Here is a 26,261-nt window from a genome sequence, read left to right as displayed (position 1 = left end):
CGATCGTGCAACCCCTGTCCTATAGGGGATAGCGCTCGCAAATCCGCGACTTTCCGCCGCTATCGTTAACCTTATGTTTAAACTTGTAAGGATCGGGCGGTTTTACGGTTTCTTTCGATCGCCCCCCTAACTAGCATGTTCAGTGCGAAAGTGCCGGCCATCGATTCATCCAGGATTGCCGGTACCGACCATGACCCCGTTTTCGCCGCAGGCACGATGGCGGCGAAGATGAACCTCAGCGGACGTGGTCCGAAGTAACGAGTATCGAGGCTCGACGGCGATATGGCGAAGACCAAGACAAACGATCTTCTCTCCGACGATGCGGTCAGCGAGCTCGAGGAAGCTCTGAAGATCGACTTTCTGGACGAAGAAACCGGCGAGCCGCCGATGGCGACCGCCGAGGGTTCCGCGGCGGGGCACATCGAGACCGAAAGCCTGACGCCCGACGACATCGAGATCGACTTCGCCTTCGAGGACTTCGATCGGCGCGTCGAGGAAGCGGCCGACACGCTGCGCGAGGAGATGGCCGGCGATGAGGCAGCCGATGCGATCGCCGCGGCCTTGATGGAGGACGAGGCGCTCGCCGCCTCGGCCAGCGCCGGCGCGGTTCCACATGCCGTTGCCCAGACCGAATACGAGGCCGTGCCCGAGCGTGTGCTCGGCACCGGCACGACCGGCCCGGTGTTCGCGCCGGCCGGCGGCGCCTTTACCGGCGTCGCGGCGGCAGCGGCGGCCGCACAGGCTGCCGCCTCTACGGCTTCGGCGCCCTCCGCCAACCCGTTCATCGGCGAGGGCCGCGCTACCACCCAGCCCCTGCCCGGCCTTGGTGCCAATGCCGCCAATGCCCGTGGTCCGTCTGCCGCGCCGGCGGCGGCGCCCGCAGCCGCGAACGGCCCCGCCTCGGAGGCCGATGCGCGTGCCCGCCGCCAGCAGGCGGCCAATGACGAGCAGCGCCGCACCTCGGTGATGGCGCAGGCGCTCTTGTCGCGCCGCGCCTCGCGCACGCCCATCTGGATTGCGCTCGGCGTGTCCGTCAGCTGGATCGCTCTTGTCGGTTGGGCTGCTGCCAGCCTCTGGGGCATGGACCTCATCGACCTGCCGCAGAACCTGTCGGATGCCGACACGGCCTTCGATGCCGCGCTTCTGGCTGCGACAGCGGCCGTGCCGGTGATGCTGATCTTTGCCTTCGCCGTGATGATCCGCCGCTCCGCCGATCTCCGGCTGATGAGCCGTTCCATGGCGGAGGTGGCGCTGCGTCTTGCCGAGCCGGAATCCGTCGCAACCGAGCGCGTGATGAGCGTCGGCCAGGCGATCCGCCGCGAGGTCGCCGCGCTTGGCGAAGGCGTCGAGCGTGCGCTCGGCCGCACCTCCGAGCTGGAGTCGATCGTTCATTCCGAAGTCGCCGCTCTCGAACGCGCCTATGCCGACAACGAGGTGAAGATCCGCGCCCTGGTGCGCGATCTCGGCAGCGAGCGCGAGGCGATGCTGTCACATGCCGAGCGCCTGCGCTCGTCGGTCGTCGGCTCGCATCAGCGCCTGGTCGCCGATGTCGACCAGGCCTCCGAGCAGATCCTGCAGCGCATCGAGGATGCTTCCCACCGCTTCAACGCCCTTCTCGCCGAGCGCGGCGATGAGTTGGCGCGCTCTTATGGCGAGCGCAGCGAGAGCCTGGTCGCTCTGTTCGAGGCCCGCAGCCGTGAGGCCGACGAGCGGCTGCAGGCCAGCAGCGAGGCGCTGATCGCGCGCATCGCCGGATCCGCCGATACGGCAGCCGAGCGGCTGCAGCTGACCACCGATGGCGTTCAGCAGCTCGCCGCCGAGCTCGAAACACGCCTGCACGACACGGGCCGCGCCATCACTGAGGCGCTCGACACGCGCAGCCGCAGTCTCGACGAGGACGGCCGCCTGTTCCTTGAGCGCCTCAGCGGCACGCTGGACGACCGGCTGCAGGCCTTCGAAGCGCGCAATGGCGCCTTCCTGGCCGGCCTTTCGGAGGCAGTGGATAGCCGCGCGATCACGCTGGAGCTGGAAGGCTCGCGCTTGCTCGAGGGGCTTGAGGAGCGCGGCGAACGCGTGTCGCGCCTCCTGTCCGACACCGGCTCCGACGCGATCGGCGGTCTCGACAGCAAGCTCCAGTCGCTGGAAACGGCGCTGACGGAGCGCGGCGGCGCCCTCGTTTCCGCCATTGACAGCCGGGCATCGGCCATCGACCGATCCACCGACCGCATCACCGAGGCGCTGCAGCAGCGTTCGCTGGAATTCGCCCGCACCCTCTCGGACCGCACCCGCGAGATCGGTCAGGCTTTTGCCACCGGCCAGTCCGATCTTGCTCTGACGGCAGCCGATGCGCTGCAGAATGCTGCGACGACGCTCGACGCCCGCACGGCGGATATCCGCGCGACGCTCGATGATCGCATCACGCTGTTCCGCGGCCTCATGGACGAGAGCGGCCGTGACATCACCGAAACGCTCGATAGCCGCGCGGCCGATATTCGCGCGTCCCTCGACGAGCGGATCACGCTGTTCCGCAGCCTCATGGACGAGCGTGGCCGCGACATCGTCGACATGCTCGACGCCCGTTCCGCCGACGTCCGCTCGGCCTTGGACGATCGCATCACGCTGTTCCGAAACGTCATGGATGAGCGCGGCCGCGACATCACCGAAACGCTCGACGGCCGCCTCGGCAGCCTGGAAGCGGCGACGGCCGACCGCATCACGGCGCTCAGCGAGCGCGCCGAGCGTCTCGAAACCGGTTTGGGCGATACGCTCGGACGGCTGACCGAACTTCTGGATGCCCGTCAGCGCGGCATCGAGGAAGCCGTGGCCGCCGGTACCGAACGCTTCATCACCACGATCGAGGGTCAGCTCGCCGGCCTCGATGGAACGCTGGCCGGCCGTTCGGACGATATCGAGGCGGCCCTGGCCTTCTCGCACCAGAACCTTCTCGGCAGCCTCGACGAACGCGGCAACGCCATCACGCGCGCCATCGACGAGAATGTCGAGCGGCTGCAGATGCTGCTCGGCGGCGCCGAAGGCTCGATCCAGGTCGGCATGAACGAGGCCGTCGGCAGCCTTGCCAGCCTCCTCGACGAGCGCAAGGCCGCGATGGCCGCGCTGGTTGAGGAAGGCCGTGACGACCTCATCAACGGCATCGACCGGCGCATTGATGCGATCGGCCGCCTCCTCTCGGAGCGCGCCGGCGTCCTCGGTGATGCGGTCGACCAGCGCTCGGCACAGTTGCTCGGCGGGCTCGATGAACGCACCAATCGCCTTGTCGACGACGTCGATGAGCGGACGGGCGGTCTGATCCGGGCCCTCGACGAGCGCGGCGCGCTCCTGTCGAGCGGCCTTGCCGATCAGTTCGCCGGCATCTCCGGCGGCTTCGACGACGCGGTCGGCCGCGTGACGGACGAGCTGGCGGCGCGCATCGTCACCCTGCGCGAGGCTGTTGAAAGCTCGCGCGACCTCGTCGTCGGCGACCTCGACCGTCGCACGGCCGATCTCACGGAAGAGATGGATCGCCGCGCGACCCTCATCCGCTCCATGGTTGACGACACCCGTGCCGGCCTTCTGTCCTCCATCGACGAGCGCATCGACCGCCTGGCCACTGAGCTGGGCGAGCGCACCGGCGCTCTGGGCGATGGTCTCCAGACGCGCGCGGAGGATCTGCGGGCCATGATCGAGGAAGCGCGCAGCGTCCTTCTCGATGGTCTCGACCAGCGCATGCAGGTGCTCCACGGCGTGGTGGATGGTGCCGACAACAGCCTTCTCAACGGGCTCGACGAGCGCACCGCCCGCATCGGCGAGGAGTTGCAGCGCGGCCGCCTCTCGATCGCCGAGGTCATGGACGAGCGCGTCGCCGGCATCTCGGATGCGCTGTTCGAGGCCGATCTGCGCCTCGCCGCCGCCCTGGAAGAGCGCCGCGACAGCCTCGCCGGCATCATCGACGAAGCCGCTCGCTCGGCTGCCGCGACGCTTGAGGACCGCGCCGACGACGTTCGCCGGGCAATGGAGCAAAGCGTCGGCGGCGTCAGCCGCACGCTGGAGCTGCGCCGCGACGAACTGGCCGAGACGCTGTCGACCGGCACGTCGGCTCTCACCGAGGCATTCGATCAGCGCACCACCGCAATCTCGGTCGCGCTGGAGCGGGGCCTTGGCAATGTCGACACGACGCTGAACAAGCGCACGGCCGCCATTGCCGATACGCTGCGCCAGACGATCGCGACCGTCACTGCTTCCATGGCCGGCGAGGCCGAGGAGGCCCGCCGCGCGCTGGAGAACGAGAGCCGCAAGATCGCGGCGAGCGTTGCCGGTCTCGGCTCGCTGTTCGAACGGGCCGGCGAGGATGCACGCTCGCGCATCGCCGCGGAGGCCGAGCGCCTGTCGGAACGCCTGCAGGCGATCGCCGGCGATCTCACCGCGCGCGCCGAACGCGCCCGAGGCGATCTGTCCGAAGAGGGCGAGCACATTGCCGAGAGCATCGGCAAGGCGGCGGACGTCATCCGCACCATCGCCGACCAGTCGCACATGCGCTTCACCACCGATGCCGAGGGTCTCGCAGACAGCATCCGCCGCATGTCGGCACAGATGCGCAAGGAAGCCGAAGAGGCCCGCGGCGGCATCGCTGCCGAAGGCTCCACCTTCGTCAGCCAGATCGGCGGCGCCTCGCTGGCGCTGCGCTCGGAGGCCGATCAGGCGCGCGAACGCCTTACCGCGATCGCCCGCGACTTCGTCACCGAACTCGCCGAGGTCGCCGGTCTGATGCGCCGCGAGGCGGATCAGGTGCGTGGCGATCTCGCCGGCGACGGCGCGGCCTTTGCCGATCGTCTCAGCGGCGCGGCGATGCTGATGCGCAGTGAGGTCGAGGCGGCACGCGAGCGTCTCGGCTCTCTGGTCGAGGATTTTGCCGGCGGCTTCAACGAATTCGGCGGCCGCCTGCGCGCTGATGCCGACGAGGCGCGCCAGGAGCTCGCCCGCCAGTCGGAGGCGCTCGGTGCGCAGTTCGCCGAAGCGGCGGACCGCCTGCGCAATGCCGGTCATACGTCCCGCGAGCAGTTCATGGCGGACGCCGGCGCCATCGCGACTCAGGTGGAGGCCGCCGCAGCATTGCTGCGCGACCGTACCGACGAGGTCCGTTCGGTGCTGGGCGAAAACACCGACGGCTTTGCAGCGCTCCTCTCCGATGCGGCGCTCCGCATGCGCGACGAGGCCGATCGTGCCGCCGGTACGCTGGAGGAGCGGGCGAGCCGTTTCGCCGACGGCTTGTCCGGCGTGTCGACGCAGCTTGCCGATCTGCTCGGCTCCTCCTCCGTGACGCTCCGGCGCGACCTGGAAGAGGCTGCCGCGGCAATCCGGCAGGAAGTCTCCGGCGCCTCCGATACGCTGCGCAATGAACTGGTCGGCGTCGCCGATCGGCTGCGCAGCGATGTCTCCGGCGCATCGGAAGTTCTGCTGCGCGACGCCGAGCGCGCGCGCGAAGCGATGATCGAGCAGGCCGGCGAGGTCGCCAATCAACTCGCCGGGGTGCCGAGCACCATCCGCGTCGAGGCTGACAGGGCCCGCGATGCGATCCTGGCACAGACCGGCGAGGTCGCCGACCAGCTGGCCCGGGTGCCGGTCACCATCCGCTCCGAGGTCGAACGCGCTCGCGAGGCGATCATCGAGCAGGCCGGCGAGGTCGCCAACCAGCTAGCGCTCGTGCCTGAAACGATCCGCTCCGAGGCCGGCCGCGCCCGTGAAGCGATCATCGAGCAGGCCGGCGAGGTCGCCAACCAGCTGGCGCTGGTGCCCGACACGATCCGCTCCGAGGCACACCGCGCCCGTGAAGCGATCATCGAGCAGGCGGGCGAAGTCGCCAACCAGCTGGCGCTCGTGCCGGGCACGATCCGCGTCGAGGCCGACCGTGCCCGCGAAGCGATCTTCGAGCAGGCCGGCGAGGTCGCCGACCAGCTGGCGCGTGTCCAGGGCACGATGCGTGTCGAGGCTGACCGTGCCCGCGAGCAGCTTCTGGAGAGCGTCGGATCCTTTGGTGACGAGATCGCCGGCCGCGTCTCCCAGTCGGAGCGCGAGATCGCCGCGAGCACACGTTCGCTCTCCGAGGATCTAGATGCCCGTACCCGCGAGCTCAACGAGATGCTCGCCGGGCGCAGCGCCGAGATCAGCCGCCTTCTGGACGAGGAGGCTCGGCCGGTGGTCGACCGCCTTGCGCAGAGCGGCGCGGACGCCGTCGTGCGCATCGAGGAGAGCTCACGCCTCGTCGCCGAGCGGCTGCGCACGGAGAACGCCGCGATCCTGTCGGCGCTCACCCGCCGTGCCAACGAAACCGTCGAGGTGCTCGGCCAGTCCTCGGCCGACATCCTGACCGCTCTCGACGACAAGACCTCCGTCGCCATCGGCGCCGTTGCCGAAATGCGTGACGAGCTGTCGCGCAACGTCAACACGCTGATCGGCCGCCTATCGCAGTCGACGAGTTCGCTTCGCGGCCTTGTCGAGGAGGCGGCGGGCAATCTCGGCGCCATCGACACGACGCTGCGCGATGCCAGCACACGCTTCACCGAGGGCGCGGAGCAGGCATCGAACTCGATCTCGCTGACCTCCCGCCTTCTTGATGGCAACATCAGCAAGCTGGATCAGCTCGCTAGCAGTGCCTTCTCTAAGGTCGCGGCCATGGCGGACAAGTTCCAGCAGCACGGCGCGACGCTCACCGACGCGGCGGGTCTCCTGGAGTCGGCACAGTCGAACCTGCAGACCAGCCTGGAAGAGCGCCGCGGCAGCCTGGAGGAGCTCTCCACCGGCCTGGTGCAGCGCTCCGAAGAGATCGGCGCTCTGATGCACTCCTTCGAGGAGGTCATTACCGGCCTCTTCGACCGCACCGAGCAGCGCTCGCGTCTTCTGTCCTCGCAGCTGTCGACGGAGATCGGCTCCTCGCTCGGCGAAACCGGCAAGCAGCTCGACGAAGTGGAGGAGCGCTCGCGCGCCACCGCCACCGAGATCCGCGAGGCGATCCAGGCCGTGGTCGAGGATGCGACCGCCCGCTTCGAAGGCGCGACGGACGAGCTGCGCCGCATGGCCGGCGAAATCCGCAAGGAGCTCGACGAGACCCGCGGCGAGATCAAGCGTGGCGTCTTCGAGCTGCCGGAGGAGACGCGCGAAAGCGCCGAGGCGATGCGTCGTGCGGTGTCCGACCAGATCCGGGCGCTCCGCGACCTGTCGGAAGTCGTTTCCCAGTCCGGGCGCGCCTTCGACATCGGCCAGCGGCGTACGGCGTCGGAAGCGCCACGTGCCCGGGCCGAAGTTCGTGCGACGGCCGCACAGCCGCGGTCTTATGCCGACACCGCCCGCAGCCTCGCACCACAGCGGCCGGAGCGGCAGGAACCCTTCCGCAGCGAGGCGCGCGTCCCGGAGGTCTTCGAGGATGAAGACAGCGAGGACCAGGCGCGCATTGCCGGGTCGATGATGACCGACGGCAATCTTGCCCGCGACATGCGCTCCAGCTACGGACCTGAGCGTCCGACGGCCTTGCAGCAGCCGCGTCCGGCCGCGCCGGTCGAGCGGCGGGCCGAGGCGCCCGCTCCGGCTTCCGCTCCGGCGCCGAGCCGCACCACCGGCGATGCCGGCGGTGCTCGCGGCGGCGGATGGGTGTCGGATCTGCTGCGGCGCGCCTCTCGCGAGGAGGCCGAGGCCGCCGAGCGCACGGCACCGGCGGCTCCGCAGCCGCGTCAGGCGGCAGCGCCTGCCGCACCGGCGGCCCAGCCTCCGGCGGATCGCTCGCCGGACCACGTCGTGGAATCGCTGAACTCATTGTCGGTGGATATCGCCCGGGCGATCGATCACAATGCCTCGGTGGAGCTTTGGGATCGCTACCGGCGTGGCGAGCGCAACGTCTTCACCCGCCGCCTCTATACGATGAAGGGGCAGCAGACCTTCGACGAGATCCGCCGCAAGTACCAGCGCGACGGCGAGTTCCGGGGCGCGGTGGACCGCTACATCTCAGACTTCGAGATGCTGCTATCCGATGTCGCCCGCAAGGATCCCGATAACGCGCTGACGCGGACCTACCTCACCTCCGATACCGGCAAGGTCTACACCATGCTGGCGCATGCGTCGGGCCGCTTCGACGCCTGACGGCTCGAACCATCGCTGGACGAATGTAGGGGCGGCTCTCCAGAGCCGCCCCTTTTCGTTTCCGTGATGGCAGCATGGAGCTGGTTCGGCAGAGAGCCGGCCAGTCTCCGGCATCTTGCGGGTATCAGGGATGCGCGTCAGATTGGCCGCCTGTCGTTCCCTGCGGAGTTGTCATCGTGCGCGAACTCGTCCTCATCATCGCCGCGGCCTGTCTTGTCGTTTCGGGCGATGCGGCACTGGCAGCCGAAAGCGATGCGGCAAAGACGCTTGCGACGGTGAGACAATGTCTGGAGACGGCCGCGGACGATCCCCGCAGCTGCATCGGGATCGTCTCGAATCCATGCCAGGATGAGCCGGACGGCTCGTCAACGCAGGGTGTCGACGCCTGCTTGGGGAGCGAGACCGAGGCTTGGGACGTCCTTTTGAACGAGCGCTATGCCACGACGCTGGAGACGGCCAAGGAGATCGACGCCGATCGCAAGGCCGCTGATGATGAAAGCGCGGTCGCGGCCGACGATCTCGTCAAGGCGCAGCGAGCCTGGATCGCATATCGCGACGCCGAGTGCGACCGCCTCTACGAAGTTGCCAAGGATGGGACGATCCGCACCAACGTTGCCTCGGCCTGCCAGCTCGAGATGACGGCGACGCGTGCCATCGATCTCGGCGACGATCAGTACTGAAGTGCCGAGGGCCGGATTGGAACCGGCCCGCCTGCGACGAGCTGGATCAGATCAGTCCCAGCGTCCAGCTGACGATGTCGCTTGAGACGCGCTCGAAGGCGCGATTCAACGCCGTCACATAATCGGCGTTGGAAGCGGCGGACACCGGCACCTCGTCCTTGAAGATACGGGTCTTGACGACTGTTCCGTTGCGGTCGTTGAGGGCCTTCACCGAGATCTCGACGACCGCGCTGTTCGCGCCGCCTGCGGCGATCTCGAAGCGCCGGATCTCCATCACCAGCTGGTAATCGATCGCAAGACCTTGACCGGGCACGCCGACGGCGCCGATCCGGCCGGTGTTCTCGAAGGCCTGGAGAAGGCGCAGCTGCACCATCCTCGGCAGCCGGTCGCTCCACTGGCTCTTGCCGAGGTTCTCCACCGTATAGGGGGTCGGCTTGACCACGATCTTGTCGCTGTCGAGCGCCTTGATCGCCGTCGGCTCCGGGATCAGCACCTGCGCGCGCGAGTTGCCACGGGCACTCGCCCCGACCTTCGGTGCCGCGATGTCGTACGTGTCAGGAGCGGGTCCGCTGGCACAGGAGGCCAGTCCCAGCGCCAGCAGTCCAGCGACAATCCCCTTCATGCCAGGCTGCATGATCCGCTTCACCCTTTGCACTGTCATCTTTGCCTTTTCGGCATCACATCCGAAGTTGATCGCTTGAGGTCCGTCCAGGCGCCGCGCCCTCATCGCCGCGTCCGCCCGTTGAATTCCTTGACCTCGCCGCTGCCGCCGCTGCCATAGATCAGCCTGCTCGGATTCTCGGAGAAGTCCGTCACGGCACCCTCGATACGCTCGACGGAGCGCGTCACGCTGCGCACCAGCCCGCGGACTTCCTGCAGGCCCTGACCGGAAAAGTTCTGCAGATTGGTACCAATCGGCCCGACCTGCGCCTTGATCGACAACGCCGTCTCGCGGATGGCTGTCAGCGTGTCGCGGGCTTCCTTGGTCAGGCTCTGCCCGTCCGGGCTGTTCAACATCTTGTCGACCGAGACGAGCAGCCCGTCGATGCGGCTCGAGGCGGCGTTGATCTTGGCGCTCGTCTCCTGAACGTTGGTGATGATCGCATTGATGTCGTCGCGCCGGCGCCCAATGTCGTCGGTGATGCTGGCGATGGAGTTAGCGGCACGGGACACGTCGTCGACGGCGCCGTTCACCTTCTGCGCATCGACGCTCTCGAGCAGCGCATCGACGCGCTGCCGCGTGCCGTTGAAGCCGCGCAGCGTCGAGTCGAGCGTCAGCACCGTCGAATCGACACCGTCGATGATCGACTGGATTTCCGTGCGTTTCTCCCGCAGGGCCGCGGTGAGGTCGTCGATGTTGCCGATCACCGCATTCACTCGGTTGCGGTCGATCGAGGCGACGAGTTGGTTCGCCTGATCCAGCACCTCGTTGAGGCGCGTGCTGGCCTGGCTGGCATTCTCCGCGATCGGGCCGAGGCTCGCCATGAAGCTGTTGATGTTGTCACGATTGGCGGACAGCGTCGCCGTCAGTTCGTTCAGGTTCTTGGTCGCGCCGGAGGCATTGGTGATGACGTCGCCGATCGCCTCCCGCTGGCTGCTGATCGTCGAACTCACATCAGCGATATTGCGGATGGTGGACGAAATCTGAGCAGGATCGACGGCCGCGATCACCGTGCTGGCCGAGCTGAGCGTCGTGTCGAGATTGGCCGCCACGCTCTTTGCCGTCTCGGAGATGGGACCGATATTGCCGAGGAACTGGTCGATGCCGGCCTGGTTGCGAGCCACCGCGTCGCCGATCGAGCCGACGCTGCGCGCTGCCGTCACAACATTGTCCATGACTTCCCCAATCCGGCCGGACTGGGCTCGGATCGCGTCCGTCGTCGCCGCGACATTGGCCACCGTGGTGGACACGGCGGCCGGGTCGATCGCCTCGACAACACGGGTGACCGCGTCAACCGTGCCCGGCAGCCGTTCGGCGACGTTCCTCACGGTGACGGCAAGCTCGGAGAGGTTCTTCAGGAAGGCGTCCACACCGTCCGAATTGGCAGCAAGGCTGGCGGTGAAGGTCTCGACGTTGCGCGAGGTCTGGGCGACGTTGGCGACGGTGGTGCGAACATCCGGGCCCGCCGAGGTGACGATCCCCTCGAACTGGGCAAGGATGTTGTTGGCGCGCTCTGCGATGTCGCGCGCCGTTGCCAGGATGTCGGTCACGTCGGAGGGATTGGCGGTGATGACCGGCACGGTTCCCTGCTCGCGGCTGACCTCAAGAATATTGGGATCGTCCACGTCGCCGCCCTTCAGTTCGACGAAGGCGTAGCCGGTCAGGCCCTGGAAGCCGATATTGGCGCTGGTGGAGGTCCGGATCGGAATGCCGGGATCGACCGCCGTCGTGGCGACCACGACCTTGGGATCGTTCTTGTCGATGCGCAGCGATGTCACGGTGCCGACCGGAAGGCCGTTGAAGAGCACCTGGCTGCCCTGCTGCAGCCCCGTGACCGATCCCTCGATGCGCACGAGCAGCGGGACGCGATCGTTGCCGTCGGCCTGGAACACCATCCAGTAGGTGAAGCCGAAGGTCAGAACGAGCACGATGAGCGTGAAGATGCCGACGCGGACGTAGTTCGCCTTGGTTTCCATCAAGCGACTCCTTGCGGCGGCTGGTTCATTTCAGTGACGTCGATGCTGCGGGCCCGCTTGCCGTGGAAGTACGAACGCACCCACGGATCGTCGAAGGCGAGCAGCTCGTCCAGCGAGCCCTCTACGAGGACACGCTTCTGGCCGAGCACTGCGATGCGATCGCAGGCGGTGTAGAGGCTGTCGAGATCGTGTGTCACCATGTAGACGGTGAGCCCGAGCGTGTCGCGCAGCGTCATGATCAATTCGTCGAATTCCGCTGCACCGATCGGGTCGAGACCCGAGGTCGGCTCATCGAGGAAGACGATGTCGGGATCGAGCGCCAGCGCCCGCGCCAGGGCCGCGCGCTTGATCATGCCGCCCGAGAGCTCGGCCGGGTATTTGTCGGCGGCGTCCGGCTGCAGCCCGACGAGGTCGATCTTCAGCCGCGCCAGTTCGTGCATCAGCGACGGCGACAGATCGAGATATTCGCGCATCGGCACCTCGATGTTCTCCAGCACCGTCAGCGAGGAGAACAGGGCACCATGTTGGAAGAGCACGCCCCAGCGCTGCTCGACCGAGAGACGCTCGTCGTCGTCGGCCTTCTCGTAGTCGATGCCGAAGACCTCGATCGTGCCGCTCTTCTTGGCGTTGAGCCCGAGGATGGTGCGCAGCAGCACCGACTTGCCGGTGCCCGACGCGCCGACGAAGCCAAGGATTTCGCCGCGGCGCACGTCGAGCGACAGCCCGTCCAGCACGGTCTTCGATCCGAACTCGACCGTGACGTCGCGGGCGCTGATGATGACGTCGCCGCCGCTTCGTTTACGGCGGGCGCCATCCGCGGCGGGGCGTGGTTCAGAGTCCGAGTGAGGCATAGAAAATCGCGAAAATGCCGTCCATGAGGATGACAAGGAAGATCGATTTCACCACCGAGGCGGTGACGTGGAGGCCGAGGCTCTCGGCGCTGCCGCCGACCTTCATGCCCTCGAGCGAGGCGATGAGGCCGATGACGATCGCCATGAACGGCGCCTTGATCAGTCCGGAGAAGATGGTGAAGAGGTCGACGGAGGATTGCAGGTTGTTGACGAAGTTCACCGGCGTGATGCCGGAATAAAGCTTCAGCGTCAGCATGGCGCCGCCTAGGGCTGCCAGATTCGATATGAACGAGAGCAGCGGCAGCGCGATCGTCAGGGCGACGAGACGCGGGAAGACGAGGACGCCGATCGGGTTGAGCCCGATGACGTGCAGCGCGTCGACCTCCTCGCGCATCTTCATCGAGCCGATCTCGGCGGTGATGGCGCTCCCCGAGCGGCCGGCGATCATGATCGCGGTCAACAGCACGCCGATCTCGCGCAGCACCAGAATGCCGACGAGGTTCACGGCATAGACCTCTCCGCCAAAGCGGCGAAGCTGGAAGGCGCCCTGCTGCGCGATGATGCCGCCGATCAGGAAGGACATCAGAAGGATGATCGGGACGGCCCGCACACCCATCTGGTCGATCTGGTTGAAGATCGCGGCGGGCCGCACCTGCGTCTTGCCGGTGAGCCGGCGGCCGGCGCCATAGATCGAGCCGCCGATGATGTTGAGACCGGCAATGATCTCGTCCTTCATCCCGACGACGCTTCTGCCGAGCCAATCGAGGCCGGCGATGACCCTGGACTGTCGGACGGTGACAGGTTCCGGCCGCTCGCGCGCCAACGCACGCCGCACCGCCTCGAACAGCGCCTCGTCCTTGGCTTCGACGCCGACCAGCGTCGTCTCCACATCGCGCGCCTTCAACGCAGTGGACAGCCGCTCGATCAGGAAGGCACCGGAGGTGTCCACCTTGCCGACGCCGCTCATGTCCATGGTGACGGACCGTCCGAGCTCGGCGCTGGCGGTTTCATCGACAAGAGCCTCGACCGATCCGATCGTGCGGGCCAGCCAGTCGCCGCCAAGCTTCAGCACGAGACCACCGTCGGCCTTTTCGGCCTCGAGGCGCGGCGCAGCCGAAGGCTGCGCGACGCCGTCGACCATGGCCTCGGCTTGTGCGGTGTCCAGCATGCGGCAGACTTGACCTTGATTCGGAGGCGCTCGAAAGCTGCGGAAAACGCCGGTCGGCCGCAGACTTCAAATCGTTAACGGCCCGACCCGCCAATGTCATGGCGAGAGCACACTAATTCGCCGCCACGAAAGGTTTTTTGATGTTGCGTCGTGTTTCAGTCACAGTGGAGCGCTTTCCGCTCGCCGCCGAATTCGTGATCGCGCGCGGCGCCAAGACGGAAGCCGTCGTGGTGGTCTGCACGATCGAGGCGGATGCGCATGCCGGACGCGGCGAGTGCGTGCCCTATGCACGCTATGGCGAGAGCGTCGACAGTGTCGTCGCTGCCATCGAGAGCATCCGCGAGGCGCTGGAGAGCGGTATCGGCCGTGATGAGCTGCAGCAGCGTCTGCCGGCCGGCGCGGCTCGCAATGCCGTCGACTGCGCGCTGTGGGACCTCGATGCCAAGTCCGGCAGCGTCGACATCCTTGCTAGCCTCGGCACGCCCGATCCTCGGCCGCTTCTCACCGCCTACACGATCTCGCTCGGCGACGCCGACGGCATGGCGCGGGCCGCCGCAGACGCCGCGGCGCGTCACCCTCTCCTGAAGGTGAAGGTCGGCGGTGGCGACGGGCTCGACGCCGCGCGCATCGCGGCAGTTCGAACGGCCGCGCCAGCGGCGCGGCTGATCATCGACGCCAATGAAGGTTGGACCGACGAGACGATCCGGCCGAACATGCTGGCGGCCGCCGCGGCCGGCGTCGCGCTGGTGGAGCAGCCCCTGCCCGCCGGTGCCGATTCGATCCTTGCCCGCATGCCGCGCCCGGTGCCGGTCTGCGCCGACGAATCGCTGCATGCCACGGCGGACCTTGCCGGACTCGTCGGCCGCTACGACTTCGTGAACGTAAAGCTCGACAAGACCGGTGGCCTCACCGAAGCGATGGAGCTGGTGCGGCAGGCCCGGCTGCACGGCTTCGGGGTCATGGTCGGCTGTATGGTGGCGACGTCGCTCGCCATGGCGCCCGCGGTGCTGCTGGCGCAAGGCGCCGAGGTCATCGACCTCGACGGGCCGCTGCTCCTCAGGCACGATCGTCCCGGCGGCCTCGTCTATGCCGGTGCCACGGTAGCGCCGCCGACACGCGCGCTCTGGGGTTAGCTAGATCCATGGAGGCAAACGTCCGAGGCGCTCGCAAAACGGCTGCTGCCTTTGTCACGCTGCCCAGGACATCCGCTCCGCTGCGACTTTGCCATACGGCGCCAGTGTCGACAGGAAGACGTCGGCACAGGCGCTCCAGGTAAAGTCCTGGCTGCGCGTCAGCGCCGCCTCGCGGGAGACGCCGAGCGCCGCAAGGCAGGCGAGCCTCAGATCGTCCGACACGACGCCCGCCTCGGAGCCGGCAAGCACGGCCAGCGGGCCGGGTTCCGGGAAGGCCGCGACCGGCAGCCCGCAGGCCAGTGCCTCCAGCAGCACCACGCCGAAGGTGTCGGTGCGAGAGGGAAAGACGAAGACGTCGCCAGAGGCGTAGTGGCGCGTCAGCATCTCGCCGCTCTGGCTGCCGACGAAGCAGACCTCGGGATAGCGCCGGCGCAGCGCCGGTAGGCTCGGGCCGGCGCCGACCACGAGCTTGGAGCCGGGAAGATCGAGGTCGAGGAAGGTCTCGACCCCCTTCTCCGGCGCGATCCGCGACACTGTCATGAAGACCGGCCCCTTCAGGCCGAGATCCAGCTTCGGCAGCGGCCGGAACAGCGTGGGGTCAACGCCCCGTGTCCAGGTCATCAGGTTGCGGAAGCCGCGCTGTGCCAGATCGGTTCGCACATCCTCGGTCGGCACCAGACAGGCGGCCGCCGGCGCATGGAAGCGCCGCAGCCAGGCATAGGTCAGGCTTTCCGGAACCGGCACACGGCGGCGCAGATATTCGGGGAACCGGGTGTGGAAGCTGGTGGTGAAGGGCAGTCCCAGTCGCAGCGCCACCTGGCGGAGCTGCAGGCCGATCGGTCCCTCCGTGGCGATATGCAGGGCCTGCGGATCGAACTCCCGCAGGAGCGTCTCGATACGAGCGCCTGTCGCCAGCGCCAGTCGAATCTCTGGATAGGTCGGGCAGCGCACCGTGCGGAAATCGGCGGGCGAGAGGATCATGACCTCGATGCCGCGCCGGCGCAGTTCGTCGACCAGCGCTGCCAGCGTCCGGACGACCCCGTTGACCTGCGGATGCCAGGCGTCCGTCGCGATCAGGATCCGCATCACGCCGCCTCCAGATCGCTCAGGACGACGGGCACCATCTCCTCGGGAGCGGCCGTATCGGCCTGGCGGGGTGCAGCGGCTGCGGCATCCGTCCAGGCGATCAGCTCCAGCGAGCCGTCATGATGCTCAGCAATGGCCGTGCAGCTCTCCACCCAGTCGCCGCTGTTGACGTAGAGGATGCCGGCGCGCTCGGCGATCTGGGCGTGATGAATATGGCCGCAGACGACACCGTCGCAGTCGCGCCGTGCCGCCTCGGCAGCCAGCGCGCTCTCGAAGGCACCGATGAAGGAGACGGCGTTCTTCACCTTCAGCTTCGCCCAGGAAGAGAACGACCAGTAGGGAAAGCCGAGCCTTCGGCGAAAGAGGTTGAAGACGCTGTTGATCGCGATCGCCGCGTCATAGGCCCAATCGCCGAGATAGGCGATCAGCCGGGCATTGCGGACGACGACGTCGAACTCGTCGCCATGCATCACCAGCAGGCGCTTGCCGTCGGCGGTTTCATGAACATCTGTCAGCCGCACCTCGATGCCCCCGAAGTGCTGGCCCGGAAAATCGCGCAGGAACTCGTCGTGATTGCCTGGGATGTAGATGATCCGCGTGCCCTTGCGCGCTTTGCGCAGGAGTTTCTGCACAACGTCGTTATGCAGCTGCGGCCAATGCCAGGAGCGGCGGAGCCGCCAGCCGTCGACGATGTCGCCAACGAGATAGATCGTCTCGGCGTCGTGGACGCGCAGGAACTCGATCAGCATGGCGGCCTTCGCCGCGCGTGATCCCAGGTGCACGTCTGAGATGAAGAGCGTCCGCACGTGCCGCGGCGGCGTCGATGGGTGCGTCAGCGGCATGGGCGAACTGCCTCCTGGCTGGCTGTTCCCCGTCTATCGCTGATTCCTGTTGCACCCGTATGACGGGATGGGTCCCTCTGAGCGGGGTAACTCGCTGTCGCAGCACGGAGTTGGCACGATTGGAGTGCTTCCACCTCGCGGCAAAAGGCTCTAGACCAACGGGCGATTCTTAGTCGCGTCAGCGGAGGGACGGCACGGCCGCCGTGTTGCGCCCGTTAGGCGCTTACCGCCGTCACGCTCGTGCCAGCACAAAGCCAATATGCTGTTGGCTGGTCCAGCAGATCGAGGAGAGAGCATGTCCGAAAGCGACGACCAGAAGGCCCGCCAGAGGATGCACGATCTCGACGAGCAGGCGCTGTTCTATCATCGGCACCCAAAGCCCGGTAAGCTTGCGATCCAGCCGACCAAGCCGCTCGGCAATCAGCGCGACCTCGCGCTCGCCTATTCGCCCGGCGTTGCCGAGCCCTGCCGCAAGATTGCCGCCGACCCGTCGCTCGCGGCGGACTACACAAGCCGCGCCAACCTCGTCGCCGTGGTCTCCAACGGCACGGCCGTTCTCGGCCTCGGCGATATCGGTCCGCTCGCCTCCAAGCCGGTGATGGAGGGCAAGGCGGTGCTCTTCAAGAAGTTCGCCGACATCGACGTCTTCGACATCGAGGTAGATGCCAAGGAGATCGACCGCCTCGTCGACGTCGTCGCGGCGCTGGAGCCGACCTTCGGCGGCATCAACCTGGAAGACATCAAGGCACCGGAGTGCTTCGAGGTCGAGGAGCGGCTGCGCGCCCGCATGGGCATCCCCGTCTTTCATGACGACCAGCATGGCACGGCGATCATCGTCGCGGCGGCGGTCCGCAACGGTCTGCTTCTCGCCGGCAAGCGCATCGAGGACGTCAAGATCGTGACATCCGGCGCCGGCGCCGCTGCGCTCGCCTGCCTCAACCTTCTCGTCCAGCTCGGCGCGCGCGTCGAGAACATCACCTGCACGGACATCGACGGCGTCGTCTATGAGGGGCGTCAGGCGCGGATGGACCGCTGGATGGCGGTCTATGCGCGCGCCACCGAGCAGCGCACGCTCGCCGAGGCGATCGAAGGGGCCGACATCTTCCTCGGCCTGTCGGCCGGCGGCGTCCTGAAGCCCGAACTTCTGGAGAAGATGGCACCAAAGCCGCTGATCCTTGCGCTCGCCAACCCCACGCCGGAGATCATGCCGCAGCTGGCGCGCGCCATCCGTCCCGATGCCCTCATCTGCACCGGGCGCTCGGACTTCCCGAACCAGGTCAACAACGTCATCTGCTTCCCCTTCATCTTCCGCGGCGCGCTCGACTGCGGTGCAACCTCGATCAACGAGGAGATGAAGGTCGCCGCCGTCGACGCCATCGCGGCGCTCGCGCGCGAAGAGGTGTCCGAAGTCGCGGCAAAGGCCTACGGCTCGGAAACGCCGATCTTCGGACCGGACTATCTCATCCCCTCGCCCTTTGACCCCCGGCTGATCCTGAAGATCGCGCCGGCGGTGGCCGAAGCGGCGGAGAGGACCGGCGTCGCGACCCGGCCGATCACCGACATGGACGCCTATGTCGACCGGCTGAACCGCTTCGTCTTCCGCTCCGGCCTGATGATGAAGCCGATCTTCTCGATCGCCCGCAGTTCCGGCAAGCGGGTCATCTTCTCGGATGGCGAAGACGAGCGCGTCCTGCGGGCGGCGCAGGTGATGCTGGAGGAGAAACTCTGCACGCCGATCCTCGTCGGTCGCCCGAGCGTTATCGCGACGCGTCTGGAGCGCTATGGTTTGCGCATCCGGCCGGGCACGGACTTCGAGGTGGTCAATCCGGAAGACGATCCGCGCTACCGCGACTATGTCGACCACTATTTCGAGAAGGTCGGCCGCAAGGGCGTCAATCCCGATACCGCCCGCACCATCGTGCGCACCAACACGACGGTGATCGGGGCGATCTCCGTCGCCCGCGGCGAAGCCGATGCACTGATCTGCGGCCTCGAGGGCAAGTACGTCCAGCACGTGCGCCACATCAAGCAGGTGATCGGCTTTGCGCCCGGCGTCACCAAATTCGCGGCGCTAAGCGTGCTGATCGCCTCGCAGGGCACCAAGTTCCTGCTCGACACCTACGTCCAGCGCGATCCGACCGCTGAGGATCTCGCCGAGATGACTGGTCTTGCGGCGACCGAAATCCGACGCTTCGGCATCGAACCCAAGGCCGCTCTCGTCTCCCACTCCAACTTCGGCAGCGACGACACCGAGGCGACCCGCAAGCTCCGGCAGGCGCTGGCCCTGATCCGCAAGGCTTCGCCCGATTTCGAGATCGATGGCGAGATGCATGGCGATGCCGCGCTGAACGAGCCGATCCGTGCACGAGCCATGCCGACGTCGGCGCTCACCGGCGAGGCGAACCTCCTGATCTTCCCGAACCTCGACGCCGCCAACATCACCCTCAACGTCGTGAAGGCGATGACGGAAGCGCTGCATGTCGGGCCGATCCTCCTCGGCACGGCGTCGCCGGCGCACATCGTGACGCCGTCGGTCACCTCGCGCGGCATCGTCAACATCGCGGCTATCGCCGTCGCCGAAGCCGTCCAGCGCGGCAGCTGAGGCTACAGCATCGTCCGCCGCGGCTGACTGCTGGCGGCGGACGATGAGGGGAAGCCTCAGGGGCGGCGGGAGATCACCCGCTCGCGGCCCATCAGCGGCAGCAGCGCACCCATCTCCGGGCCGTGATCGAGGCCTGTGAGTGCGAGGCGCAGGGGCATGAACAGCGCGCGGCCTTTTCGTCCGCTCGCAGCCTTGGCTGCGTCCGTCCAGCGCTTCCAGGTCGTCCCGTCCCAGGGATCGTCCGGCAGGAGGTCGAAGGCTGCGTTGACAAACGCCCGATCCTCCTCCGACAGCTCGGCTGCAGAGGCTGGCGCGCCGAAAACGACGTCGCGCCAGAGCGCCGCTTCGCCGACGCGCTCGCAATTGCCGCGCACCGCCAGCCAGAACGCCTCCGCTTTGGGCTCGGGCACGTCCAGCGCCGCCAGCGCCTCGGCGACCGCTCCATAGGGCTTGGCGTGGACGAGCTCGGCATTCAGCCGGTCGAGCTCGGCCGGATCGAACTTCGAGGCCGATGGCGAGATCTTCGTGAGGTCCACGCGCGCCCCGAGGCTTTCGAGATCCGCCATGGCATCGACCGAACCCGGCAGACCCACAAGCGTTGCCAGCGACGCCACCGCCATCGCCTCGTAGCCATCCTCGCGCAGCGAGCGGAGCGACAGAGCTCCGCTGCGCTTGGAGAGGCCCTCGCCGCTGAGTGTCGTCAGCAGATTGTGGTGGCCGAAGGCCGGCGCCGGTATGCCGAGAGCCTGGAAGATCGCCATCTGGACACCGGTGTTGGTGACGTGGTCGTCGCCGCGGATCACATGGGTGATGCCGCTGTCGCCATCATCGACGACGGAGCAGAAGGTGTAGAGGACGCTGCCGTCCTCGCGCACCAGCACAGGATCAGACAGCGAGGCGAGGTCGACGACCTGCTCGCCGCGCACGAGATCGGTCCACGCGACCTCGGTGCGACGGGTCTTGAACGGATCGTCGTCAAAATTCGGCAGGAGAAAGCGCCAGTGCGGCCGACGGCCCTCGGTCTCCAGAGCCGCCTTTTCCTCGGCAGTCAGCCGCAGGGCTTCGCGGCCATAGACCGGCGGCAGGTTGCGGGCCGCAGCCCGCTTGCGGCGGCGGTCCAGCTCGTCGGTTGTCTCGTAGCAGGGATAAAGGAGCCCCGCCGCCTTCAGTCGCTCCGCCGCCGCATCGTAAAGAGCGATGCGGTCGGACTGCCGCAGCACCGCGTCGGGCTGGATGCCGATCCAGGCAAGATCCTCCCGGATGGCATCGGCATATTCCTGCCGCGAGCGCTCGCGGTCGGTGTCGTCGTAGCGCAGCACGAACTGGCCGCCCTCAGCTTTCGCGAACAGCCAGTTGAACAGCGCCGTGCGCAGATTGCCGATATGGAGATAGCCGGTCGGTGACGGCGCGAAGCGGACGGTGACGATCATCGCGTCGGGCGAACCTCTTTCTGCAGCCCGCAAGCGGCGAGCTCGATTCCTGCCGTCACCCTTACTCGAAAATCGCGGCGATCCGAGCCAAGACTTCGTCGACGATGAAGTCGGGCGCCGCTTCGGAGCGTTTTCCGTTGCGAGCGCGCAGATCGACGGTCCGGATCTGGTCGCATAGGATCACACCGGTCGCGTTGGTGCCCGCGCCCGAAAGCGTCACGGCAAAGCCTCTGTGACGGGACTGCCCCCCGCCGCTGCGGATCGGCGCCACCACAGCGCGGCCCACGGCCTTGTTGAAGGCGTCCGCCGAGACGATCATGACGTAGCGCCTGCCGCGCTGCTCTGTCCCGAGTGTCGGGTCCAGGTCGATATGCCAGATCTCGCCGCGCCGCATGCTCAGATGTCTTCAGAACCGACTGCGGGAGAATCGAGCCACAACCGATCCTCATCGGGCATCTCCCCCGCCGGTTCGCTCTCAGCCAGCAGCTCGGCCAGGCTGTAGCGCCTCCGGGCCGGCCTCACGGAAAGACTCCCGGAGGCTTCGTCCAGCGAGATGTCGACGAGCGAGGATGCGCCGAGCTTCGCCTGCTCCAGCAAGGCGGGCGGGATGGCGAGCATCACCGACCCTCCGACCTTCCTTAGGCGTGACGTCGCCATGCCTGTACCTCCCTCGAAGTTATATCAAAGTATAACTTCCTGAAGTTGTGGGCAAGGCGGACGGGCTGCCGACCTCTGGGATCACGCCCCCTGCCGGAACCGGTTGGTCATGGGGTAGCGGCGGTCGCGGCCGAAATTCTTGCGGGTCACCTTGGTGCCCGGCGCCGACTGCCGTCGCTTGTATTCGGCGATATAGAGCAGCCGCTCGATGTGCCGGACCGTGTCGCGGTCGAAACCACGGCGCACCAGTTCGCCGATGCTGCCGTCATGCTCGACCAGATGCTCGAGGATGGCATCGAGGACGTCATAGGGTGGCAGCGAATCCTCGTCCTTCTGGTCCTCGCGCAGCTCCGCCGAGGGCGGCTTGACGATAATGCGGTTCGGCACGACCTCGCCGGCGGGTCCGAGGCCACCCTTCGGCTGATGCTCGTTACGCCAGCGCGCGAGGCGGAACACCTCGGTCTTGTAGAGGTCCTTCAGCGGGTTGAAGCCACCATTCATGTCGCCGTAGAGCGTGGCATAGCCGACCGACATCTCGCTCTTGTTGCCGGTGGTGACGACCATGGCGCCGAACTTGTTGGAGATAGCCATGAGGATGGTGCCGCGGATGCGGCTCTGGATGTTCTCCTCGGTGATATCAAGGGCATGCCCGGCAAACAGCCCGGCAAGAGCGGTGTTGACGCCCTCGACGGGCTCCATGATCGGGACGATGTCGTAGCGAACACCCAGCGCCCGCGCACAGGCTTCCGCATCTTCCAGGCTCGTTTGCGCGGTGTAGCGATAGGGCAGCATGACGCAATGGACACGCTCGGGTCCGAATGCGTCGACGGCCATTGCGGCGACGACGGCCGAATCGATGCCGCCGGAGAGGCCGAGCACGACACCCTTGAAGCGGTTCTTGTCGACATAGTCCCTGAGGCCCACCATGCAGGCGCGCCATACCGCCTCCTCAGCTTCGGGGATGGCCGCGAACTCGCCCGCATCGCACCGCCAGCGGCCGTCGACACGCTTCCACTCGCTGATGGCGACTGCGGTTTCGAACTCGGGCAGCTGGAAGGCCAGACTCCGGTCGGCGTTGAAGGCGAACGACGCTCCGTCGAACAGGAGCTCGTCCTGCCCGCCCATCTCATTGGCATAGACGAGCGGCAGATCGGTCTCGATCACCTGCCGCAGCACCACCTGGTGGCGGACGTCCATCTTGCCTTTGTAGTAGGGCGACCCGTTCGGCGACAGGAGGATCTCCGCGCCCGATTCCGCGAGCGTTTCGCAGACGCCGAGATCGCCCCAGATGTCCTCGCAGACGGGAATCCCCAGTCGCAAACCGCGATAGCTGACCGGCCCGGGCATGGCGCCGGCCTGGAAGACGCGCTTTTCGTCGAACTCACCGTAGTTCGGCAGGTCGACCTTGGAACGCCAGGCGATGATCTCGCCGCCGTCCACGACTGCCGCGGCGTTGAAGAGGCCGTCGGCGTTGCGATAGGGACAGCCGATGATCGCGCCAGGGCCGCCGTCCGCCGTGTCCTTCGCGAACTGTGCGACGGCGTCCATGCAGGCTTCGACGAAGGCCGGCTTCAGGACAAGATCTTCCGGCGGATAGCCGGCGATGAAGAGCTCGGTGAAGAGTACGAGGTCGGCACCCTCTGCCGCCGCCTGCTCCCGCGCCCGCCGCGCCAGTTGAAGGTTGCCGGCGACGTCACCGACCACCGGGTTGAGCTGTGCCACGGCAAGCTTGAAGCTGTCCCCGATCATTCCAGTCATATCGCTTCTTGATCCCCAAGCCTGACGCCGTTCTGAGCTCGATCTAATCGGCGGCCCTGCCATGGCAAGCGCGGGCGGCGCATCCCACCTTGTTCACCACGAGCGACGCCCCCCCTTTTTCGCGCCGCAAAACTTTGCAACAACGCCGCCGCGGCTGGACGAATGGTCGCAGCAGCCAGACGAATGGGCACGCCAGGGACGGTCCTGATGCGCCGGGAGACACAGTGTACGAGATCCTCAGTCTGATCGGGCAGTTCGGTCCGGTGATCGTTCTTGCCGGAACGTTCTTCGAGGGCGAGGTCTTTGCGATCGTCGGCGGCTTCCTGGCCTATCGGGGCGCCTATCCTCTGGAGACGATGATGGCGCTTGCCTTCATCGGCTCCTTCTTCGGCGATCTCGCCGTGTTCCTGTTCGCGCGATTCTGGTCCGGCCATCGTTGGGTGTCGCGCTGGCGGCAGAAGCCAAAATTCGCCAAGGCGATTCGACTCGTCGAGCGCTACCAGGCCTTCTTCGTAATCGTGAACCGCTACATCTACGGCCTTCGCATGCCGGGTTTGATCGCGCTCGGCCTGTCGCGCATCAGCATTCCACGCTTCGTCGTGTTGAACTTCCTCGGGGCCGGCATCTGGGCAGGTCTCTTCACGACGCTCGGCTACGTCTTCGGCTACTCCATCGGCAGCGTCTTCGCGCAGCTGGAAGCGGCCGAGCGGGGCATTGGCATCACGCTCGGCGTCGTTGCGGTGGCGCTGACGCTCTGGTTCGCGTGGCGGCAATGGGGACCGCTCTTTCAACGTCATGTGACCTGCAGGTTCCGTGCCCGCCGGCAGCGCATGCGGGACGAACGCGGCGAACTCGCCGGCATCCGGAGCACAGCGCGCCGGTCGAGCGAGCGCCGGGATCGGCAGGCATAGCGCTCAGTGGAAGGCGTAGGCTTCCATGGCCAGCACGCCGAAATCGCGGCTGTCATGCAGGCGCTCCGCCCGCGCACCCTCGCCCGCCGCCCCCATCGCCACATAGAGCGGCATCAGGTGCTCGTCGGTCGGATGGTTCTCGCGCGCGAAGGGCGCCAGCCGACGATAGTCGGCCAAGGCCGCGCGGTCGCCCGCCTCGATACGCCCGCTCATCCAGGCGACAAAGCCGGACACCCAGGCAGGCGTCTCCACGTTGCGGCGGCCGGCGCGGATATTGGTGAAGGCCTCGCGCAGATTGTGGGTGAAGGAGCCTGACCCGATGATCAGGACGCCGCGCTCCCGCAGATAGGCAAGCGCTGCGCCGAGCCGCAGATGGTGCTCGGGTCCTTGCGCCGGGTCGATCGAGACCTGCACGACGGGGATGTCGCCCTTCGGGAAGGCGAGCGTCAGCGGCACCCATGTGCCGTGGTCGTAGCCGCGGTTTGTTGCAACGGATGCATCGAAGCCGGCGGCGCTCAGATGCGCCACGATATCGGCCGCGAGTGCCGGCTCGCCCGGTGCCTCATAGCGCATCCGGTAGAGGCGCGGATCGAAGCCGCCGAAGTCGTAGATCGTTTCAGGCCGGGCATCGCCGCTTGCGAGCACCCGGCTGCTCTCGAAATGCGCAGACGCGACGACAATGGCGGCTGGCCGCGGCAGCGACTGCGCCAGGGTTGTCAGGAATTCGGCCGCCGGTGTTTCGGCGATCGCGATGTCGGGCGAACCATGCGAAATGAAGAGGGTCGGCATCGCCGCCATGGAAGCCTCCTGGCACCGGCCGCCGCTTCCAAGATCACGGCGGCGATCGGCGTCAGGAGTGCCATAGCGGGCGTCATGCGTCTGCCGAGCCCGCGCCTGACGCAGCGTTCACTGCGTCAGATCTTTCGCGCGGGCCACGCAGCGACGCAGCATCCGGGCGCACTGCCTCGGCAGCTCGACGGCGGCCCGACGGCCGCCGCCAACTCAGAAGTTAGCGGCCTGCCGCGGTGCCTGCGCGGCGAGGTCCTTCTTTAGGAGCTCGGCAACGAGGAAGGCCAGCTCTAGCGCCTGGTTGGCGTTGAGGCGCGGATCGCAATGCGTGTGGTAGCGATCCGACAGATCCTCGGCGAGCACCGGTCGGGAGCCGCCGGTGCACTCCGTCACGTCCTTGCCGGTCATCTCGATATGGATGCCGCCGGCATGCGTGCCCTCCGCCTGGTGCACGTCGAAGAAGTGCTGCACCTCGGCGAGGATCCGCTCGAACGGCCGGGTCTTGTAGTCGTTCACCGTGATCGTGTTGCCGTGCATGGGATCGCATGACCAGACGACCTTGCGGCCTTCCTTCTGCACGGCCCGGATCAGCCGCGGCAGGTGCGCCTGCACCTTCTCGTGGCCAAAGCGGGTGATCAGCGTCAGCCGGCCCGCCTTGTTCTCCGGATTGAGGGCGTCGATCAGGCGCAGCAGCCCGTCCGTGTCCATCGACGGTCCACATTTGAGGCCGATCGGATTCTTGATGCCGCGGCAGAACTCCACATGGGCATTGCCCTCCTGCCGGGTGCGGTCGCCGATCCAGATCATGTGACCGGAAGTGGCGTACCAGTCGCCGGAGGTGGAATCGACGCGCGTCAGCGCCTCCTCATAGCCCAGAAGCAGCGCTTCGTGGCTGGTGAAGAAGTCGGTGACGCGCAGGGCCGGGTGCGTCTCGGCGGTGATTCCGATCGCCCGCATGAAGTTCATCGTCTCCGAAATGCGGTCGGCGAGCTTCCCGTAGCGCTCCCCTTGCGGGCTGCCGGAAATGAAGCCGAGCATCCACTGGTGGACGTTCTCCAGATTTGCGTAGTCGCCCTGCGCGAAGGCGCGCAGGAGGTTCAGCGTCGCCGCCGACTGGCGATAAGCTTCGAGCTGGCGCTCCGGGTTCGGGATGCGCGACGCCTCGTCGAACTCGATGCCGTTGATGATGTCGCCGCGATAGGCCGGCAACGTCACACCGTTCTTCGTCTCGGTATTGGATGAGCGCGGCTTGGCGAACTGTCCGGCGATACGACCGACCTTTACCACCGGCGAGGAGGCGCCGAAGGTCAGGACAACGGCCATCTGCAGGAAGGCGCGGAAGAAGTCGCGGATGTTGTCGGCGCCGTGTTCGGCGAAGCTTTCGGCGCAGTCACCGCCCTGAAGCAGGAAGGCGCGGCCCTCGGCCACTTCGCCAAGGCTGCGCATCAGCTTGCGCGCCTCACCGGCAAAAACCAGCGGCGGGAAGCTCGCCAGCTTCTTCTCCGTGTCCTCCAGGACCGACAGGTCCGGAAAATCGGGAACCTGCTCGATCGGCTTGTCGCGCCAGCTCCGCGGCGTCCAGTTCTTGGCCAT

Annotated in this window: 17 protein-coding genes; 5 read left to right on the top strand and 12 right to left on the bottom strand. The window is 67.0% G+C overall.

Annotated features, from left to right (window positions below):
• Positions 1-282: 282 nt before the first annotated feature.
• The gene (locus tag C0R46_RS08375) at positions 283-8,124 is read left to right on the top strand and encodes an apolipoprotein A-IV repeat region-like domain-containing protein (protein WP_102959125.1); all 7,842 of its coding nucleotides are present in this window, start codon (positions 283-285) and stop codon (positions 8,122-8,124) included.
• A gap of 176 nt (positions 8,125-8,300) precedes the next feature.
• Positions 8,301-8,804: a lysozyme inhibitor LprI family protein gene (locus C0R46_RS08370; protein ID WP_157944588.1), complete on the top strand. Its 504-nt coding sequence runs from the start codon at positions 8,301-8,303 to the stop codon at positions 8,802-8,804.
• A 46-nt stretch (positions 8,805-8,850) separates the two neighbouring features.
• Here the strand turns inward: C0R46_RS08370 and C0R46_RS08365 are convergent, their stop codons facing one another.
• From C0R46_RS08365 to C0R46_RS08350, 4 genes are all read right to left on the bottom strand, one after another.
• A complete protein-coding gene (locus C0R46_RS08365) occupies positions 8,851-9,465 on the bottom strand; it encodes an ABC-type transport auxiliary lipoprotein family protein (RefSeq protein WP_245413471.1) in 615 nt (204 codons plus the stop codon).
• 62 nt (positions 9,466-9,527) lie between these two features.
• On the bottom strand, positions 9,528-11,441 hold the full coding sequence (locus tag C0R46_RS08360) for an MCE family protein (protein ID WP_102959123.1): 1,914 nt from the start codon (positions 11,439-11,441) through the stop codon (positions 9,528-9,530).
• Positions 11,441-12,292: an ABC transporter ATP-binding protein gene (locus tag C0R46_RS08355; protein ID WP_102959122.1), complete on the bottom strand. Its 852-nt coding sequence runs from the start codon at positions 12,290-12,292 to the stop codon at positions 11,441-11,443. The genes C0R46_RS08360 and C0R46_RS08355 overlap by 1 nt, the downstream gene beginning before the upstream one ends.
• Positions 12,273-13,460, bottom strand: a complete 1,188-nt coding sequence (locus C0R46_RS08350) for an ABC transporter permease (protein WP_102959121.1) — start codon at positions 13,458-13,460, stop codon at positions 12,273-12,275. Before C0R46_RS08350 ends, C0R46_RS08355 begins: the two co-directional genes overlap by 20 nt.
• 140 nt (positions 13,461-13,600) lie before the next feature.
• On the opposite strand from C0R46_RS08350, the gene dgcA reads away from it, so the two are divergent.
• On the top strand, positions 13,601-14,593 hold the full coding sequence (dgcA, locus tag C0R46_RS08345) for an N-acetyl-D-Glu racemase DgcA (RefSeq protein ID WP_102959120.1): 993 nt from the start codon (positions 13,601-13,603) through the stop codon (positions 14,591-14,593).
• 54 nt (positions 14,594-14,647) lie between these two features.
• On the opposite strand, the gene C0R46_RS08340 is transcribed toward dgcA, so the two are convergent.
• On the bottom strand, positions 14,648-15,679 hold the full coding sequence (locus tag C0R46_RS08340) for a glycosyltransferase family 4 protein (protein WP_245413470.1): 1,032 nt from the start codon (positions 15,677-15,679) through the stop codon (positions 14,648-14,650).
• Positions 15,679-16,521 carry a UDP-2,3-diacylglucosamine diphosphatase gene (locus C0R46_RS08335; RefSeq protein WP_102959118.1) on the bottom strand — a complete coding sequence of 281 codons (843 nt, stop codon included), beginning with the start codon at positions 16,519-16,521 and terminating at the stop codon, positions 15,679-15,681. Before C0R46_RS08335 ends, C0R46_RS08340 begins: the two co-directional genes overlap by 1 nt.
• A gap of 295 nt (positions 16,522-16,816) precedes the next feature.
• Between C0R46_RS08335 and C0R46_RS08330 the strand changes: the two genes are divergently transcribed.
• Complete coding sequence (locus C0R46_RS08330; RefSeq protein WP_102959117.1) at positions 16,817-19,123, top strand: NADP-dependent malic enzyme; 2,307 nt, start codon at positions 16,817-16,819, stop codon at positions 19,121-19,123.
• Positions 19,124-19,179: 56 nt separating this feature from the next.
• Here C0R46_RS08330 and gltX read toward each other — a convergent pair whose 3' ends face one another.
• The 4 genes from gltX to C0R46_RS08310 form a co-directional block, all read right to left on the bottom strand.
• The gene (gene gltX, locus C0R46_RS08325; RefSeq protein ID WP_102959116.1) at positions 19,180-20,553 is read right to left on the bottom strand and encodes a glutamate--tRNA ligase; all 1,374 of its coding nucleotides are present in this window, start codon (positions 20,551-20,553) and stop codon (positions 19,180-19,182) included.
• 61 nt (positions 20,554-20,614) lie between these two features.
• Positions 20,615-20,947 carry a type II toxin-antitoxin system PemK/MazF family toxin gene (locus C0R46_RS08320; RefSeq protein WP_102959115.1) on the bottom strand — a complete coding sequence of 111 codons (333 nt, stop codon included), beginning with the start codon at positions 20,945-20,947 and terminating at the stop codon, positions 20,615-20,617.
• 2 nt (positions 20,948-20,949) lie between these two features.
• Positions 20,950-21,210, bottom strand: a complete 261-nt coding sequence (locus tag C0R46_RS08315) for an AbrB/MazE/SpoVT family DNA-binding domain-containing protein (RefSeq protein WP_102959114.1) — start codon at positions 21,208-21,210, stop codon at positions 20,950-20,952.
• 81 nt (positions 21,211-21,291) lie between these two features.
• Entirely contained in the window at positions 21,292-22,968 is a 1,677-nt protein-coding gene (locus C0R46_RS08310) for an NAD+ synthase (protein ID WP_102959113.1), read from the bottom strand.
• A 224-nt stretch (positions 22,969-23,192) separates the two neighbouring features.
• Between C0R46_RS08310 and C0R46_RS08305 the strand changes: the two genes are divergently transcribed.
• A complete protein-coding gene (locus C0R46_RS08305) occupies positions 23,193-23,879 on the top strand; it encodes a DedA family protein (RefSeq protein ID WP_102959112.1) in 687 nt (228 codons plus the stop codon).
• 3 nt (positions 23,880-23,882) lie between these two features.
• Here the strand turns inward: C0R46_RS08305 and C0R46_RS08300 are convergent, their stop codons facing one another.
• Positions 23,883-24,677: a DODA-type extradiol aromatic ring-opening family dioxygenase gene (locus tag C0R46_RS08300; protein ID WP_102959111.1), complete on the bottom strand. Its 795-nt coding sequence runs from the start codon at positions 24,675-24,677 to the stop codon at positions 23,883-23,885.
• Between the two features lie 204 nt (positions 24,678-24,881).
• Positions 24,882-26,261 (bottom strand): class II 3-deoxy-7-phosphoheptulonate synthase, encoded by a 1,380-nt coding sequence (locus C0R46_RS08295; RefSeq protein WP_102959110.1) that lies wholly within the window; start codon positions 26,259-26,261, stop codon positions 24,882-24,884.

This window comes from Mangrovicella endophytica, from assembly GCF_002893625.1.
GTDB classification, from domain to species: domain Bacteria; phylum Pseudomonadota; class Alphaproteobacteria; order Rhizobiales; family Rhizobiaceae; genus Mangrovicella; species Mangrovicella endophytica.
Note: the sequence above shows the minus strand (reverse complement) of the source record. Positions and strands in the feature narration are given on the sequence as shown.